General features: G+C 64.4%; 13 protein-coding genes, 1 other RNA gene and 1 pseudogene. 8 read left to right on the top strand and 7 right to left on the bottom strand.

What is annotated here, in order from left to right:
• Together U5782_RS26005 and surE are read right to left on the bottom strand one after the other, a co-directional pair.
• Entirely contained in the window at positions 1-1077 is a 1077-nt protein-coding gene (locus tag U5782_RS26005) for a protein-L-isoaspartate(D-aspartate) O-methyltransferase (protein ID WP_322046774.1), read from the bottom strand.
• Positions 1074-1835, bottom strand: a complete 762-nt coding sequence (surE, locus tag U5782_RS26010; RefSeq protein ID WP_322046775.1) for a 5'/3'-nucleotidase SurE — start codon at positions 1833-1835, stop codon at positions 1074-1076. Before surE ends, U5782_RS26005 begins: the two co-directional genes overlap by 4 nt.
• Before the next feature lie 259 nt (positions 1836-2094).
• Between surE and U5782_RS26015 the strand changes: the two genes are divergently transcribed.
• On the top strand, positions 2095-3066 hold the full coding sequence (locus U5782_RS26015) for an NADPH:quinone oxidoreductase family protein (RefSeq protein ID WP_322046776.1): 972 nt from the start codon (positions 2095-2097) through the stop codon (positions 3064-3066).
• Between the two features lie 85 nt (positions 3067-3151).
• Here the strand turns inward: U5782_RS26015 and U5782_RS26020 are convergent, their stop codons facing one another.
• The 5 genes from U5782_RS26020 to ffs all read right to left on the bottom strand — a co-directional run bounded on the left by U5782_RS26020 (position 3152) and on the right by ffs (position 8376).
• Positions 3152-4423: a CaiB/BaiF CoA-transferase family protein gene (locus U5782_RS26020; protein WP_322046777.1), complete on the bottom strand. Its 1272-nt coding sequence runs from the start codon at positions 4421-4423 to the stop codon at positions 3152-3154.
• 67 nt (positions 4424-4490) lie between these two features.
• On the bottom strand, positions 4491-5087 hold the full coding sequence (recR, locus tag U5782_RS26025) for a recombination mediator RecR (RefSeq protein ID WP_322046778.1): 597 nt from the start codon (positions 5085-5087) through the stop codon (positions 4491-4493).
• Positions 5088-5250: 163 nt separating this feature from the next.
• Positions 5251-5577: a YbaB/EbfC family nucleoid-associated protein gene (locus tag U5782_RS26030; protein ID WP_322046779.1), complete on the bottom strand. Its 327-nt coding sequence runs from the start codon at positions 5575-5577 to the stop codon at positions 5251-5253.
• Between the two features lie 77 nt (positions 5578-5654).
• Entirely contained in the window at positions 5655-8054 is a 2400-nt protein-coding gene (locus U5782_RS26035; RefSeq protein WP_322046780.1) for a DNA polymerase III subunit gamma/tau, read from the bottom strand.
• Positions 8055-8277: 223 nt separating this feature from the next.
• Positions 8278-8376, bottom strand: an RNA gene (gene ffs / locus U5782_RS26040) — signal recognition particle sRNA small type.
• A gap of 452 nt (positions 8377-8828) precedes the next feature.
• On the opposite strand from ffs, the gene trxA reads away from it, so the two are divergent.
• The 7 genes and pseudogenes from trxA to U5782_RS26075 all read left to right on the top strand — a co-directional run bounded on the left by trxA (position 8829) and on the right by U5782_RS26075 (position 16502).
• Positions 8829-9155 carry a thioredoxin TrxA gene (gene trxA, locus U5782_RS26045; RefSeq protein ID WP_027797264.1) on the top strand — a complete coding sequence of 109 codons (327 nt, stop codon included), beginning with the start codon at positions 8829-8831 and terminating at the stop codon, positions 9153-9155.
• A gap of 315 nt (positions 9156-9470) precedes the next feature.
• Positions 9471-10733 (top strand): transcription termination factor Rho, encoded by a 1263-nt coding sequence (rho, locus tag U5782_RS26050; RefSeq protein WP_027818379.1) that lies wholly within the window; start codon positions 9471-9473, stop codon positions 10731-10733.
• Positions 10734-10913: 180 nt separating this feature from the next.
• Positions 10914-11393 (top strand): annotated as a pseudogene (locus U5782_RS26055) (MerR family transcriptional regulator); the annotation flags it as partial.
• A 164-nt stretch (positions 11394-11557) separates the two neighbouring features.
• Positions 11558-13114 carry an MFS transporter gene (locus U5782_RS26060; RefSeq protein WP_322046781.1) on the top strand — a complete coding sequence of 519 codons (1557 nt, stop codon included), beginning with the start codon at positions 11558-11560 and terminating at the stop codon, positions 13112-13114.
• A 43-nt stretch (positions 13115-13157) separates the two neighbouring features.
• Positions 13158-13994 carry a M90 family metallopeptidase gene (locus U5782_RS26065; RefSeq protein ID WP_322046782.1) on the top strand — a complete coding sequence of 279 codons (837 nt, stop codon included), beginning with the start codon at positions 13158-13160 and terminating at the stop codon, positions 13992-13994.
• 159 nt (positions 13995-14153) lie between these two features.
• Entirely contained in the window at positions 14154-14417 is a 264-nt protein-coding gene (locus U5782_RS26070) for a type B 50S ribosomal protein L31 (protein ID WP_322046783.1), read from the top strand.
• A 330-nt stretch (positions 14418-14747) separates the two neighbouring features.
• Positions 14748-16502, top strand: coding sequence for a glycosyltransferase family 39 protein (locus tag U5782_RS26075; protein WP_322046784.1), 1755 nt, complete (start codon positions 14748-14750; stop codon positions 16500-16502).
• Positions 16503-16509: the final 7 nt, after the last annotated feature.

Genomic DNA, 16509 nt, shown 5'->3' on the forward strand with positions numbered 1-16509 from the left:
TCAGATCACTCCAGATTTTAAAGGGACAAAGAAAACGCGATCAAGCCGCGACTCCCGCCACTGCGCAGGGCCCGTACGCTCCACGAGCGTGAGCACCTGGGTCGCTTCGCCCTGCTCCGCAACCGGCGCCACGAGGCGCCCGCCGATGGCGAGTTGCTCGAGCAGCGCCTGCGGCACGTCGAAGCCGGCGGCAGCGATCACGATCGCGTCGAACGGCGCCGACGACGGCATACCGAGCCGTCCGTCGCCGTAATGCAAGCGGATGTTCGGGATACGCAGCGGCCGCAGGTTCGTCTTTGCGCGCTCGTATAACGGCTTGATGCGTTCAATCGAATACACATCGCGTGCGAGCCGGCTCAGCACCGCGGCCTGATAGCCGCAGCCCGTGCCGATTTCGAGCACGCGATCCAGTTCGCGGCCCGCGCCCGCGAGTTCCAGCATACGGGCGACCACCGAGGGCTTCGAGATGGTCTGGTGGTGGCCGATCGGCAACGCCGCATCTTCGTAGGCCTGGGCCGCGAGGCCGGGGTCGACGAACATGTGGCGCGGCACGCCCGCGAGCGCCTGAAGCACCCGCGCATCGCTCACGCCGTTCGCACGCAGGCGTTCGACCATCCGTTCGCGAACCCGTTCCGACGTCAGTGCGAGCGCACCGTTGAGCGCGACGCCCGGCGCACCCGCACTGGGCGCTACACCGGCACGCGGCGTCGTGCCCGGACGCGCTTGCGCGTTACGCGCAGTCGCTGAATTCGCGATCGACGCCGCAGGCGAAAACGTTTGGGCGGCGCGGCCAGAAAGATCGGCACGCGGCACACCGGACTTGCGCGCGGGCGACGCCGCCGTATGCGGCATGCCGGGCGCCTTCGCGGCTTTCACAACACCCGCGTTTGCCGCGGTTGCAGCCGAACGCACGCCGGGTGTTGTCGCAATCGCCGTGCCTTTCGCGGCCAGCTTCGCACCCGGTTTGCCCGCGAGCGTCGCGCGCGTTTCGCCGGGACGCACATCGTCGCGGCGGCGCGGCTCGCGCACGAGATCCGCGAGGCCCAGCGGGAAACGCTTCGTGCGCTCGCCCGTCATGAAGTGCTGCCGCCCTGACGCACCCAGTCGTGCGTCGCCGGCAACATCTGCGTGTGAGTCAGGTCGAGTTGCAGCGGCGTGATCGACACCTGGCCGTTCGACACCGCGTGGAAATCCGTGCCCTCGCTCGCATCGCGTGCGCTGCCCGAGGGGCCGATCCAGTAGATCGGCTCGCCGCGCGGATTGGTCTGGCGGATCACCGGCTGCGAAGGATGGCGCTTGCCCAGGCGCGTGACGCGCCATTCACCCATCTCTTCGTAAGGCAGGTTCGGGATGTTGACGTTCAGCAGCGGATTCCCCGGCAACGGGTTGGCCAGGTAATGCGCGACGATGTCGGCGGCGACTCGCGCAGCGGAATCGAGGTGCACCCAGTCCTTGTCGACGAGCGAAAACGCGATGGCCGGCACGCCGAACATGATGCCTTCGGTGGCCGCGGCGACCGTGCCCGAGTAGAGCGTGTCCTCACCCATGTTCTGGCCGTTGTTGATACCGGACACCACGAGATCGGGCCGGTGATCGAGCATGCCGGTCAGCGCGATATGCACCGAGTCGGTGGGCGTGCCGTTGACGTAGTAGAAACCGGTGCTCGCCGAGCGCAGCACCGAAAGCGGGCGCGATAGCGTAAGCGAGTTCGAGGCGGCGCTGCAATTTTGCTCGGGCGCCATCACCGTGATCTCGCCGAGCGGCTTGAGCGCTTCGTAGAGCGCGGCGATGCCGGGCGCAAGATAGCCGTCGTCGTTGCTGAGTAGTATTCGCATCAGCCGATTGTAACCGAGGAAAGAAGGCAGACGAACGACAGGGAAGCCGCTCCGCTACGCGTTCTGGTGGCGTGCTTTACGACAAGCTGCACGCCTGATTCCCACAGGCTTTCGGACATCGATCCGCACGCCGCCTCATTCGCAATGGACACGCTGTGTACGCGAAAATAAACGCACGACCGTTCGAATTGCTGCGGATTGCCGTACACTGTGACGCTCAAGCCGAATCCATGACCGACGTAAAACGACAGGAGACACGATGCGCGCAATCCGTTGCAACCAGTTCGGCCCGCCCGACACGCTCACGCTTGAGAATCTGCCCGACCTCGTGCCTGGCCCAGGCCAGGTGGTGATCGACGTGAAGGCGGCCGCCGTGAACTTCCCCGACGTCCTCATCATCGAGAACAAGTACCAGGCCAAGCCGCCGTTGCCCTTCACGCCGGGCGCGGAAGTCGCGGGCATCGTGCGCGCCGTGGGCGAAGGCGTGAAGTATGCGCCGGGCACGCGCGTCGTGGCGTACGTGGGCAATGGCGGCTTCGCCGAGCAGGCGATCGCCGACGCCTCGGCCTGCGTGCCGCTGCCCGATGCCGCCGACTTCTCGACGGCTGCCGCTTTCACGCTCGCCTATGGCACGTCGCATCACGCCGTGGTCGATCGCGCGGCGCTCAAGGCTGGCGAGACGATGCTCGTGCTCGGCGCGGCAGGTGGCGTGGGTCTCGCGGCGGTTGAGATCGGCAAGGTGCTCGGCGCGCGCGTGATCGCCGCGGCATCGAGCGACGAAAAGCTCGACGTGTGCCGCCGTTTCGGCGCCGATGCCACCATCAACTACAGCACCGAGGACCTGCGCGAGCGCATCAAGGCGCTCACCGACGGCAAGGGTCCCGACGTGATCTACGATCCGGTCGGCGGCATTTACGCAGAGCCCGCGTTCCGTAGCATCGGCTGGCGCGGCCGTTATCTGGTGGTCGGCTTCGCCAACGGCGAGATTCCCAAGCTGCCGCTCAACCTGGCGCTACTCAAGGGCGCGAGCCTCGTTGGCGTGTTCTGGGGCGATTACGCACGCCGCGAGCCGCAACACAATGCGGCCGCGTTTGCACAGATGGTGGGCTGGATCGGCGAAGGCAAGCTCAAGCCCTACGTCTCGAAGCGCTACAAGCTCGCCGATACGGCGCAGGCGCTCAAGGATATGGCCTCGCGCAAGGTAACGGGCAAGATCGTGATCGAGCCTTAAATAACGCTCCGGTCGACCAATGACAAAGGCTCGCCATGTGCGAGCCTTTGTTTTTTAGCGATCGATAAAAGCGGCTCGGAGCGCGCTAGACGATTTGTTGCGCGCGCAACCGTGCGATGTGATCGGCGTCATAGCCGAGCGTTAGCAGCACCTCATCGGTATGCTCGCCCAGTTCCGGGCCGAGCCAGCGCGTGTCGCCGGGGGTTGCCGAGAGCTTCGGCGTGACCCCGGGCAGGGCGATGTCGATCCCCTCGCCGCTCTCCTGGCCGGGCTTCTGCCAGCGGAATTGCTGGATCATCTGACGCGCGGCGAACTGCGGATCGGTGAACATATCGGCCGCGCTGTAGATGCGGCCCGCGGGCACATCGGCGGCATTGAGCACGTCGAGCGCTTCGTCGATAGTGCGCGTCGACAGCCACGCGGCGATCGCACCATCGATTTCTTCCGTACGCGGCACGCGGCCATCGTTGTGCGCGAGCGCCGGATCGTTGGCGAGATCGGCGCGATCGATCGCCATCATCAGGCGTTTGAAGATGGGATCGCTATTGCCGCCGATCACGATGCTGCCATCGCGGCACGGATACGTATTCGACGGCACGATGCCCGGCAGCGACGCGCCGGTGCGCTCGCGCACCATGCCATAGACGCCGTACTCGGGCACCACGCTCTCCATCATGTTGAACACGGCTTCGTACAGCGCGACATCGACGATCTGGCCGCTGCCGCCGTTCATGTTGCGGTGATGGAGCGCCATCATCGCGCCGATCACGCCATGCAGCGCCGCGATCGAATCGCCGATCGAAATGCCGATACGCGGCGGCGGCAGTTCGGGATAGCCGGTGATGTGGCGCAGGCCGCCCATCGATTCGGCAATCGCGCCAAAGCCCGGGCGATCGCGATACGGCCCGGTCTGGCCATAGCCCGAGAGACGCACCATCACGAGGCCGGGATTCTCTTTCGAGAGCACGTCATAGCCCAGGCCCAGCTTTTCGAGCAGACCGGGCCGGAAGTTCTCGACGACGATATCGGCTTCCTTCGCGAGGCGCCGCACGATCTCCTTGCCCTCTTCGGCCTTGAGATTGACCGTCACCGACTTCTTGTTGCGCGCCTGTACGGCCCACCAGAGCGACGTGCCGCCCGCCTCCGGCCAGAGCTTGCGCCATTTGCGCAGCGGATCGCCGCCCTTCGGATCTTCGATCTTGATGACTTCGGCACCGAACTCGCCAAGAAAGCGCGCCGCGAACGGACCCGCGATCAGCGTGCCCAGTTCGAGCACTTTCACGCCCGCGAGCGGGCCGGCGGCCTTCGTGCCGCTGGCGCTATCGTTCGAGGACTCGGGGAAAGGGGCTGCGCTCATGGGTCTCCTGTCGTGTTGTTCGATTGATGCGCCCAGCCGAGCGCGATAGTGCAGTTGCGCCGTAGCGTTACATCGAGCGGCGGTCGAGCATGGCGCGCGCAATAGTGCCCGCGTCGACGTATTCGAGTTCGCCGCCCACCGGCACGCCGCGCGCGAGACGCGTCACGGCGAGCCCGCGCGCCTTGAGCGTCTGGCCGAGATAATGCGCCGTGGCCTCGCCTTCGTTCGTGAAATTGGTCGCGAGCACGACCTCCTTGACGATGCCGTCGGTGGCACGCTTCACGAGGCGATCGAAATGGATCTCTTTGGGGCCGATGCCATCGAGCGGGCTCAGATGTCCCATCAGCACGAAATACAGGCCGCGCCAGGTCATGGTCTGTTCGAGCATGATCTGATCGGCGGGGGTTTCGACGACACAGAGCAGCGTGGGATCGCGCTCTTCATCGAGACATGTTTCGCAGACCTGAGCTTCCGTGAAGGTGTTGCACTTCTCGCAATGCTTCAGGTGATCGGTCGCGAATAGCAGCGCCTGGCCGAGCTTTTCGGCGCCGTCGCGATCGTGCTGCATGAGGTGATAGGCCATGCGCTGCGCCGACTTCGGCCCGACGCCGGGCAGGATGCGCAGCGCCTCGACGAGCGCCGCCAGGGCGGAAGGTTGTTTCATGCGGATTCAGCGTGGCGAAACGAGAGACATACGCGAGGGACATACGCGGGAAGATACACGCGCAACACAAACGCGAAAAGCCAGCACGGAAAGCGCGCGACGGCCTCGCGGACCGTCGCGCGCCAGGCGCCGCGTGGCCTTCGGGCCGTGCGGCGCGCGTGCCTTAGAACGGCAGCTTGAAGCCCGGCGGAATCGGCAGGCCGGCGGTCATGCCGCTCATCTTTTCCTGCGACGTGGCTTCGGCCTTGCGCACGGCGTCGTTGAACGCAGCGGCGACGAGGTCTTCGAGCATGTCCTTGTCGTCGGCGAGCAGGCTCGGATCGATCGACACGCGACGCACGTCATTGCGGCACGTCATCGTCACCTTGACGAGACCGGCGCCCGCCTGACCCTCGACTTCGATGAGGGCAAGCTGCTCCTGCATCTTCTTCATGTTTTCCTGCATCTGCTGGGCTTGCTTCATGAGCCCGCCGAGTTGGCCTTTCAACATTTCACTGCTCCTTCTGGATCATGGTGATTCAGGTATATCACTCGCGCGCGCGGCACCGTGGCGCCGCGCGACGCAATTCAATGGGCGGCCTGGCTGCCGCCCTGCGCGGCTTCGGACGCGACCGGCCGGATCGAGCCGGGCACGATGCTCGCGCCGAAGTCGCGAATCAGTTGCTGCACGAACGGATCGGTGCCGATCTCGCGTTCGGCGTCGCGCTGGCGCTCGGCGCGCGCGGCGGCGTCGAGCGCGGCTGCCGTGCGGCGCGCGGGACCAACCGTCACGTCGAGCTCGACCGGCTTGCCGAGGCTTTCCGCGAGCGCAGCCTTGAGCTTGGCGACCTGCGAAGCTTCCGCGTACTGCGGCACCGGCACGCTTAGTTTGAGCACACCGCCGTCGAGCGCGGTTAGTTCGCTGTTGAACGCGAGCTGATACGAGATGCCCTTGAGCGGCAGCGTGGCGGCAAGCGCGGGCCAGTCGCCCGTGAAGCCGATCGCGTCGAGCGCAATGCCCGGCGGCAGCTTGCTCACGTCGACCACGGCCGCCGAGGAGGCTGCGGGCGCGGCGGCACGCGGCGCGGCGGACTCGTTGCCGTAGGCAGGCGCGAAGCCATCGTCGGACGACGAGAAATAGGCATCGTCGGCGCCAAGCGGCACGTAGTCGTCAGGCGGAATGTCATCCCACGGCGGCGCACCCGAAGCGTCCTGTGCGGTGCTTGCCTGACGCGCGGGCTGGCGCGCCTGCGCTTCCTGCGCTGCGGCGGCGCGGCGGGCGGGATCGGGCGTCGGCACCTTCACTTCCATGCGCGGCGCGGCCGGCTTTTGCGCAGCGGGCGCCGCCGACGTAGTCGATGAAGCAGCGGCACCGCGTGCACCACGATCGGGCGATATGCGCATGCCCTTGTTGCGCAACACGTCGAGCGCCGCGCTCGCACCACCGCGACCGGAAGGCGCAGCGGGCTCGAACGCCGCCTCTGCGGCGGTTTCAATGACGGGTTCAGCAGCCGCTTCGACCTGCGCGTTCGATGCGACCGGGGCGTCTTGAGGAGCTTCCTGCACGGGCTGTACGACCGGAGCCGGAGCAGCGGCAACCGGAGCCGCTTCCTCGACCTTCGCCTCGCTCACTTCCGGAGTCGCAGTGGCGTCGTCTTCCCAAGGCGGCACAATGCGCGCTTGCGGCTCGGCGGGCGCAGCAGCCACGACTGCGGCAGACGGCGCGACTTCGACCTTCGGCGCAGGCGCTTCGACGCGCGGCGCCATCGCCGGTGCAAGCGCCTTCGGCGCTACCGCACGCTCGACTGGCGCAGCGCTCGCCGCCGCTGCCACCGCTGGCGCACGTGCCGCCCCGGCAGCCGCCGGTTTCGACGCGGGCGCGCTACCCACGCTACCCGCGCTCACGGACGGCTCGAACGCCAGCATGCGCAGCAGCGTCATGGTGAAGCCTGCGTATTCATCCGGCGCGAGACCGAGCTCGCTGCGGCCGAGCGTCGCGATCTGATAGAAAAGCTGGACCTGTTCCGGGCTCAGCGCCTGGGCGAAACGACGCAGATCGTCGGCCTCGGGCCATTCGTCGAGTACCGACGCGGGCGCAAACTGCGCCCATGCGATGCGATGGAACAGACTCGCGAGATCCTGCAACGCGGTCGAGAACGACAGACTGCGCAGCGCCATTTCGTCGGCGATCGCCAGCACCTGGGCGCCGTCGCCCGCGACCAGTGCGTCGATCAGGCGAATCAGGTAGCTCTGGTCGAGCGCGCCGAGCATGCCTCGCACGGCTTCTTCGCTCACCTGATTGGCCGAATAGGCGATCGCCTGGTCGGTCAGCGAGAGCGCGTCGCGCATCGAGCCGTCGGCCGCGCGCGCGAGCAGGCGCAACGCCTGCGGCTCGAACTCGACCTTTTCTTCACCCAGAATGTGCGTGAGATGCTCGACGATATTGCCCGCCGGCATCTGCTTCAGATTGAACTGCAGGCAGCGCGACAAGACCGTGACCGGAATCTTCTGCGGATCGGTGGTCGCGAGAATGAACTTGACGTGCGGCGGCGGTTCTTCCAGCGTCTTCAGCATCGCGTTGAAGGCGTGGTTCGTGAGCATGTGCACTTCGTCGATCATGTAGACCTTGAAGCGCGCATCCACCGGCGCATAAACAGCGCGCTCGAGCAGCGCGGCCATTTCATCGACACCGCGGTTGCTCGCCGCATCCATTTCGACGTAATCGACGAAACGGCCCTCGTCGATTTCCCGGCACGCGCGACACACGCCGCACGGCTTCGACGTCACGCCAGTCTCGCAATTGAGCGCCTTGGCGAAGATGCGCGAGAGCGTCGTCTTGCCCACGCCGCGCGTGCCCGTAAAGAGATACGCGTGATGGAGACGGCCACCGTCGAGCGCATGCGTGAGCGCGCGCACCACGTGCTCCTGTCCGACGAGCGAAGCGAAATCCTTCGGTCGCCACTTGCGTGCGAGAACTTGATAGGTCATCTGGAAATTGTATCAGCAACGCCCGCGCGCTCCGATGAATCGGAAAGCGGCAATCGCCTTGCGCAGCGGCGCATTGGGAGACCTGTCGCAACACGTGCGCAGCCATGCGAAGAGACAGCGTTTGGCCAGGCGCAAACGCGCGAGCGCTGCCGGCGACATTCACGGCGCACACTGCGGATCACCTGGGGATAAAGCGAAGGAAATACAGCGGAAGAAAATTGAAGGTGACGAGCCTGACCCTCGGCACTGGCGGAAAACGGCTGTGGCTGCTTCGTTCCCGACCTGACCAGGTTGACCGCCCCACCATGCGAGGAGGCCCGTCACGAAGCATTCTAACACTGGATCGCCCTTCTTGAGAATGCCGCACTGCAAAACTCTTCGAATTCGCGTGCAATTTCCCTTGCGGGCCCCGTCCGGCGAGCCCTTGCAAACCCGCGCCGGGGCACCATATCGAGATCAGGGAATGCATGCGAACGCACACAGTCACAGCGATGCGGCATGAAATTCGCGCACGATCGTCGTAGCCTTCACACGGGAATCTGGCGCAAATTTACGGGGAAACCGGCGGGAAACCCTGCTGACGATATGCGTACTATCACCGTCGGCAACGCATAGGGATTTAGGCTAAACTGGCGGCGACCTTCGTCAGGGAAGCCTTGGCGAGCGGATCCGGATTCGCCCGGCGCAAGCGGGGCATCCCCGGAACTATTTTGAGTTTTGGTGTATCGTGGCGAGCAATTCAATCAGCCTCGATCCGAAAGAGGTATTTAGACAATGAGCGAACAAATCAAGCACATCAGCGACGCATCGTTCGAACAGGACGTCGTGAAATCCGATAAGCCCGTGCTGCTGGACTTCTGGGCCGAATGGTGCGGCCCCTGCAAAATGATCGCGCCGATTCTCGACGAGGTCGCAAAAGACTACGGCGATCGTCTGCAAATCGCGAAGATCAACGTCGACGAGCATCAATCGACGCCGGTGAAGTTTGGCGTGCGCGGCATCCCGACGCTGATCCTCTTCAAGAACGGCGCCGTTGCGGCGCAAAAGGTCGGCGCACTCTCGAAGTCGCAGCTCACCGCGTTCCTGGACAGCCACCTGTAAAAAGCACTGCGTGCCTGCTGTGCACGGCCGGGCGGTCACACTCCCCGGCTGCATCCGATTCAAATAACGAATACAGGATGCGCGTACAGCGCGCGCACGCTAGAATGCGCGGGCGCTCATGTTGTCCATCGACAACACGCGCCCGAAAAACATGCTGAAACATGCCTTTGGGCTCCACTGGCGGTTTCTGGCGTGTGCTATGCTAGAATTCATAAAGCGTCTATCCGGCGCCCTTATATAAGTCCTTGAGCGGTTCCGCTCGCTTCTTTTCCCCCTGACTTCTTTTCGTCGCATCCTCCCCGACGGGTTCTCCGTATGCATCTTTCCGAGCTCAAGTCTCTGCACGTGTCCGAATTGATCGAGATGGCCAATGGCCTCGAGATCGAAAATGCGAACCGCCTGCGCAAGCAGGAACTCATGTTCGCGATTCTCAAAAAGCGCGCCAAGACGGGCGAAACGATCTTCGGGGACGGCACGCTCGAAGTGCTCCCGGACGGCTTCGGCTTCCTGCGCTCGCCGGAAACCTCGTATCTCGCCAGCACGGACGATATCTATATCAGCCCGTCGCAGATCCGCCGCTTCAACCTGCACACCGGCGACACGATCGAAGGTGAAGTGCGCACGCCGAAGGACGGCGAACGCTACTTCGCGCTCGTGAAGGTGGACAAGGTCAATGGCCAGCCGCCCGAGGCCTCGAAGCACAAGATCATGTTCGAGAATCTCACGCCGTTGCACCCGAACAAGGTGCTGTTGCTCGAGCGTGAGATGCGTGGCGAAGAAAACGTCACGGGCCGCATCATCGACATGATCGCGCCCATCGGCAAGGGTCAGCGCGGCCTGCTGGTCGCCTCGCCCAAGTCCGGCAAGACCGTGATGCTTCAGCACATCGCGCACGCCATCAAGCAGAACCACCCCGACGTGGTCCTGTTCGTGCTGCTGATCGACGAGCGTCCTGAAGAAGTGACCGAAATGCAGCGTTCGGTGGCGGGCGAAGTGATCGCCTCGACCTTCGACGAACCGGCTGCGCGTCACGTCCAGGTCGCCGAAATGGTGATCGAAAAGGCCAAGCGCCTCGTTGAAATGAAGCACGACGTCGTGATTCTGCTCGACTCGATCACGCGTCTCGCGCGTGCGTACAACACCGTTGTTCCGGCTTCGGGCAAGGTGCTCACCGGCGGTGTGGACGCCAACGCGCTGCAACGTCCGAAGCGCTTCTTCGGCGCGGCACGTAACATCGAAGAAGGCGGCTCGCTCACCATCATCGGCACCGCGCTGATCGAAACCGGCAGCCGCATGGACGACGTGATCTACGAAGAGTTCAAGGGCACCGGCAACATGGAAGTGCACCTCGAGCGCCGTCTCGCGGAAAAGCGCGTCTACCCGTCGATCAACCTGAACAAGTCGGGCACGCGTCGCGAAGAACTGCTGATCAAGCCGGACATCCTCCAGAAGATCTGGGTGCTGCGCAAGTTCATCCACGACATGGACGAAGTCGAAGCGATGGAATTCCTGCTCGACAAGATTCGCCAGACGAAGAACAACTCCGAGTTCTTCGACATGATGCGCCGCGGCGGCTAAGCCCTGCTCCGCCTGCATCATTGAGGTATCGCAAACGCCCGCTCATGCGGGCGTTTTGTTTTTCCGCCCGCCCTTCTTGTTCCACCACAACCCAGCCCCCCCAAACCTGTACGTGAACGTTCACGTTGAACTATAATCGGGCAAGTTTTCTCTCGCGCCGCTTCGGGCGGCCATCCCTCGATGTCCAGGAACGCCACCGCGCTGCTGACGGTGCGCGACGCCGCCGAACGGCTCAACGTCACGCCCCGCACGCTCAAGTATTACGAGGAACGCGGCCTCGTCACGCCCACGCGCAGCGAGGGCCGCTACCGCCTCTACGACGAACACGATCTCGAACAGTTCGCCCGCATTCTGCGACTGCGCGCGCTCGGCTTTTCGCTGCACGGCATCACCGAAATGCTCAAGCGCCCGCTTGAAACGGTCGGTGACGGACGGCGGCGCTATTCGCTGGAATCGCTCCAGCAGATTGCCGACGCGCTGGAGCAGCAAATCGGCACGCTCGACGAGCGCATTGCGAATGTGCGTCGCGAGTTGAAAGAAGCGCAAACGGTGCGCGCCGAACTGGCCGACGATCTCGAATACCTGAAGCGACGCCTCGCAGGCGAACCGTCGGAAACGCTGATTGACGAACGTCTTGCCGCGACCCGGCGGCGCAGGGAAACTACCCAGGCGCGAGGCGCTCTCGCTCGCACGACCGCGAACAGCCCGGCCCCCGCAAATGCCCATAGCGGCAATCACGCACGCAGCAAGCCGGGCGCGCCGCGCAGGGCGAAGACGTCGCAAGCGCGCACGAGCGCCGACGGCGAGGACGGAGGCGAAGCCGCATGAGCATCGCCCCCACCCGCGAGTCGATCTTCAGCGTGGCGCGATTACGGGGAGACTTTTTCCCGTGGGTGCTAGCACTGGCGACCGGACTCGACTACTACGACAACGCCATCTTTTCGTTTTTCACGAGCTATATCGCGGGCGGCATCAATGCCTCGCCCGACGAACTCGTCTGGTCATCGAGCGCTTACGCGGTGGGCGCCGTGCTCGGCATCCTGCAACAGCAATGGTGGGTCGAACGCATCGGCTACCGCCGCTATGTCGCGGGGAGCCTGCTGTTTTATTCGGCGGGCGCGATTGCTGCGGCGCTGTGCGAATCGTCGATCGAACTCGCCTTCGCGCGCGGCTTCCAGGGCTATTGCATTGGCCCGATGATGGGCACCTGCCGCATCCTCATCCAGATTTCCTTCACGCCGCAGCAGCGCCCCGTGGCAACGCGCGCATTCCTGATCCTGATCGTGCTGTCGAGCGCGCTCGCGCCACTCGTGGGCGGACTGCTGGTGTCGCATTTCGACTGGCGTGCGCTATTTGCGTTTTGCGCCCCGGCCGGCGTCGTCTATGCGGTGCTGGCGCTACTCACGCTGCCCGACTCGGGCCATGTGCTCCCCGAAGAGCGCGGCGGCACGCATTTCTGGCCGTACATCATCTTCGCCTTCGCGCAAGGCGCGCTGCAGATCGCCATGCAGCAGGTGCGCTTCGAACTCTTCAGCGGCTCGCCCGGCATCATCTTCCTCACGCTCACCGGCATGGCGGCGCTCGCCTGGTTCGTCTGGCACCAGTGGCATCACCCGAAACCGCTCATGCGCCTGCATGCGCTGCGCGAAAAGCCGTTTCGCGTCGGACTGCTGCTCTACATGCTCTATTACTATCAGAGCACGGCGCTGAGTTATCTGGTTTCGCGCCTGCTCGAAGGCGGCCTGAACTATCCGGTCGAAAACGCGGGGCGCCTCACCGGCATCACCTCGCTGATTTCAGCCACCGCGCTGTATTTCTATTTCCGCTACTCGAAATACGTCACGCACAAGAAGTGGATCATCGTGCCGGGCTTCGCGCTCGCCGCATTCGTTTCGTTCTGGATGACGCAACTCACGCCGGACACCAGTGAAAGCTGGCTGATCTTTCCGCTGCTGCTGCGCGGCCTGCTGCTGCTCTTTATCGTGCTTCCGGTGGCGAACCTGACGTTCCGCATCTTCGCCATCGAGGAATTCACACACGGTTACCGGCTGAAAAATGTCGTGCGTCAATTGACGATGTCGTTCGCGACCGCCACGGTTATCATCATCGAGCAGCACCGGCTGGCGCTGCATCAGACCCGGCTCGTGGAATTCGTGAACCCGCTCAATCCGATCTTCCAGAACACGTACGCGACCCTCACGCACGCCTTCGAAGCACTCGGCCGCGCGCCGGGCGAGGCACAGGGGCTCGCAATCGTGCAGATGAGCCACATGGTCGCGCAGCAGGCCAGCTTCCTGAGTTCGCTCGACGGGTTCTACTTCCTGATCGGCGTAGCCGTTGTCGGCGGTATCTTCGCCGCCTGGCAAAAGCAGATCGACTGAGCCCAATCCGTACGGAACCAACGACACCCCCGCAGACGCCCCGATGCTTTCGAAACTGACTCAATGGTTCGACACGCGCCGCCGCGAAAAGGCGCTGCGCACCTATGCGATCGACGATACGCTTTGGCAAGCGACACTGGCCGGCTTGCCGTTTCTCGCGCACCTCGACGCCTCCGACCTCGTGCGCCTGCGCGAGCTCACGAGCCTCTTTCTCGCGCAGAAGGAGTTCACTACCGCCCACGATCTGGAACTGACCGATCAGATCGCCGTAGCGATCGCGGTGCAGGCGTCGCTGCCGGTGCTCAATCTTTCGCTCGATCTCTATAAGGGTTGGGTGGGCGTGACGGTCTACCCGGGCGAGTTCATCATCCGCAAGACCGTCGAGGGCGAGGACGGCGTGGTCCACGAAGTCGAGCACGACGCGAGCGGCGAAGCGTGGGAAGGCGGCCCGGTGCTGCTCTCCTGGGAAGACGCGCAGATGACCGACGGCAGCGACGCCTACAACGTCGTGATCCACGAATTCGCGCACAAGATCGACATGCTCAACGGCGAGGCCGACGGTCATCCGCCCCTTTTTCGCCGCTGGCATGCACCGCTCGACGCGCAGGCGTGGGCCGACGTGTTCGACAACGCCTACGACCAGTTCTGCGACAAGGTGGACGCCGTGCCGGAGCGCCGCTGGGCGCGCTTCGAGCGCGATTCGCTGATCGATCCCTATGCCGCCGACCATCCGTCGGAGTTCTTCGCCGTTTGCAGCGAGGCGCTGTTTGCCAAGCCCAAGGCGTTCGAGGCCGAATTTCCCGAACTCTACCGGCTGCTCGCGCGCTACTACCGCCAGGACCCGGCGCGCGTGGGCGCACTGGCGCCGTCGCCCACCTGATTCACCCACCTGGGCGCGCGATCAGAAATTCGCCAACCGGCTGATTCTCTGGCATAATCGCCGTTTTTCGACCTTGTGCAAGTGGCTCGCGCGAACGGTCGGTCAGCAGGGTTGCTGGCAGACACGCGGGTTGGCTACCGCCAGATTTAAGGAAATATCATGAAAGAAGGCATTCACCCGAATTACCGCGAAGTCCTGTTCATCGACGTTTCGAACGACTTCAAGTTCGTGACCCGCTCGACGATCCAGACGCGCGAAACCGCAGAATTCGAAGGCAAGACCTACCCGCTCGCGAAGATCGAAGTTTCGTCGGAATCGCACCCGTTCTACACGGGCACGCAGAAGATCATGGACACGGCTGGCCGCGTCGAGAAGTTCAACAAGAAGTTCGGCACGCGCGCATCGGGCAAGGCAGTGAAGTAAATCTTCGCCGCACCGGCGTTCGCGCCGGTCCCAGCAGGATGCACAGCGAAAAAGGGCAGCGTACGCTGCCCTTTTTTGTTGCCCGCGCCAAAACTGACGCGTTTGAACTGTCTCTCCCCGCTTTCTTACCCGTGCAAATAATCTGCGCCGTGACGCGCGCGAGCCTGCGCGGCTAGAATGCCGGATGCTCCCGACCGGGCACACGGGCATGCCAATCGCGGCGAGTCGTTGCATAGGGTTGCCCGAGGTTGCCTATCGTTGCAACCGACAACGATTCCCGTCCACTGTGCTGCCCCATCCGGTCCGCTTACCCGAATCCCTTCGTACTGCATGAAGCCTGCCATTCGCCTGACCGCCTCCGCCACCAGCGCCTTGCCGCGCTGGCTGCTGCTGACCATCACCATCGTCTTCGCTTCGTTCGGCCTGTTCGGCCGCGATCCGTGGAAGAACGAGGATGCGGCGGGCTTTGGCGTGATGTGGACGATGGCCGGCGGCACCTCGCACGACTGGCTGCTGCCAAACCTCGTCGGCAAATACGTGACCGAGAACGGGCCGCTTGGCTACTGGCTCGGCGCGCTCTGTATTCGCCTCTTTGCACCGTGGGTGGATGCAAGCAACGCTTCGCGCATCGCCACGGGCCTGCTGTTCTGCTTCGCCTGCGCCTTCGTCTGGTACAGCGCCTACCTGCTGGGCCGACGCCCCGAAGTCCAGCCGTTCAAGTACGCGTTCGGCGGCGAACCCGAACCCCGCGACTACGGCCGCACACTGGCCGACGGCGCCCTGCTGATCCTGCTCGCCTGCTTCGGTCTTGCCGAGCGTGGCCACGAAACCACGCCGCAGCTGATGCAGTTTCTCGGCATCGGCATGCTGGTCTACGGCCTCGTGCGCGCCATCGACAAGCCGATCCAGGGCGCTGTCTGGTGGGGCGTGGCGCTGGGCGTCGTGATGCTCTCGAGCGGCCCCGTGCTGGTGGGCGCGCTGCTCGTCGGCACGCTGGTCATGCTTGCCATCGCACCCGAGACGCGCTCGCGCTGGCTGCTCGTGGCCGGGCTGCCGGTGGCCATCGTGGTCGGCTTCTCGTGGCCACTGATTACGCTGCATTACTACCCGGACGACGCCGTCTGGTTCATCAACCAGTGGGCGCGCACCAACGTCAACGCGTTCGCGGGGCCGCCGGGCTCGGTGCTGCGCTATGCCGCGAAGAATCTGCCGCTCTTCACGTGGCCCGCGTGGCCGCTCGCGATCTGGGCCTGGGTGAGCTGGGCCGGCCTGCGCCGCGCGCCGCATATCGCGATTCCGCTTTCCGTGATCGTGCCGCTGCTGATCCTCGTGGTCGTCCAGAGCCACGAGACCAACCGCCTCTTCATGCTGGTGCTGCCCGCGCTGTCGGTGCTCGCCACCTTCGCGCTGCCCACCCTCAAGCGCGAGGCGATCAACGCCATTGACTGGTTCGCGGTACTGAGCTTCACGATTCTCGGCACCTTCGTGTGGCTCGTCTGGCTGGCGGGCATGACGGGCTTCCCGGCGCCGCTCGCGCGCAACCTCGCGCGCCTCGTGCCGGGCTTCGCGCCGCAGTTCAAGATTCTCTCGTTCGTCTGCGCGGTAGGCGTGACGCTGTGCTGGATGGGGCTCGTGCAATGGCGCGTGGCGCGTCATCCGAAGGTGTTGTGGCGCAGCGTCGTGCTCTCGAGCGGCGGCACCACGCTGATGTGGGTGCTGCTGATGACGCTCTGGCTGCCCGTCGTCAACTACAGCCGGACCTACAAGGACGTGGCGCAACAGATCGCCACGCACCTGCCCGCCGACTATCAATGCATCTCGCCGGTGCGTCTGGGCGACGCGCAGATCGCGACCTTTGCCTACTTCGGCAAGATGCACTTCTCGTTCGACGAAGACTGCGACGTGATCCTGCGCCAGGACACCCAGGACTACGGTGAACCCAGCTCGATGTCGAACTTCGTCTGGAAGCTGGTCTGGGAAGGCCGCCGCGCCGCCGACCGCGACGAGCGTTTCCGCCTTTACGTGCGCATCGACCGTCCGCAGCCGCCGCTCAAGAAGCACGTGTGGCGCAAGCGCCCCGATTAACGATAGA

The organism is Paraburkholderia sp. J67 (genome assembly GCF_905220265.1).
Lineage (GTDB): Bacteria > Pseudomonadota > Gammaproteobacteria > Burkholderiales > Burkholderiaceae > Paraburkholderia.

Excerpts from the sequence above, each read along its gene's own strand:
- trxA (WP_027797264.1), top strand. The coding sequence starts at position 8,829 with ATGAGCGAACAAATCAAGCACATCAGCGACGCATCGTTCGAACAGGAC.
- surE (WP_322046775.1), bottom strand. The coding sequence starts at position 1,835 with ATGCGAATACTACTCAGCAACGACGACGGCTATCTTGCGCCCGGCATC.
- U5782_RS26030 (WP_322046779.1), bottom strand. The coding sequence starts at position 5,577 with ATGTTGAAAGGCCAACTCGGCGGGCTCATGAAGCAAGCCCAGCAGATG.
- U5782_RS26060 (WP_322046781.1), top strand. The coding sequence starts at position 11,558 with ATGAGCATCGCCCCCACCCGCGAGTCGATCTTCAGCGTGGCGCGATTA.
- U5782_RS26005 (WP_322046774.1), bottom strand. The coding sequence starts at position 1,077 with ATGACGGGCGAGCGCACGAAGCGTTTCCCGCTGGGCCTCGCGGATCTC.
- U5782_RS26065 (WP_322046782.1), top strand. The coding sequence starts at position 13,158 with ATGCTTTCGAAACTGACTCAATGGTTCGACACGCGCCGCCGCGAAAAG.
- U5782_RS26015 (WP_322046776.1), top strand. The coding sequence starts at position 2,095 with ATGCGCGCAATCCGTTGCAACCAGTTCGGCCCGCCCGACACGCTCACG.
- rho (WP_027818379.1), top strand. The coding sequence starts at position 9,471 with ATGCATCTTTCCGAGCTCAAGTCTCTGCACGTGTCCGAATTGATCGAG.
- recR (WP_322046778.1), bottom strand. The coding sequence starts at position 5,087 with ATGAAACAACCTTCCGCCCTGGCGGCGCTCGTCGAGGCGCTGCGCATC.
- U5782_RS26035 (WP_322046780.1), bottom strand. The coding sequence starts at position 8,054 with ATGACCTATCAAGTTCTCGCACGCAAGTGGCGACCGAAGGATTTCGCT.
- U5782_RS26020 (WP_322046777.1), bottom strand. The coding sequence starts at position 4,423 with ATGAGCGCAGCCCCTTTCCCCGAGTCCTCGAACGATAGCGCCAGCGGC.
- U5782_RS26070 (WP_322046783.1), top strand. The coding sequence starts at position 14,154 with ATGAAAGAAGGCATTCACCCGAATTACCGCGAAGTCCTGTTCATCGAC.
- U5782_RS26075 (WP_322046784.1), top strand. The coding sequence starts at position 14,748 with ATGAAGCCTGCCATTCGCCTGACCGCCTCCGCCACCAGCGCCTTGCCG.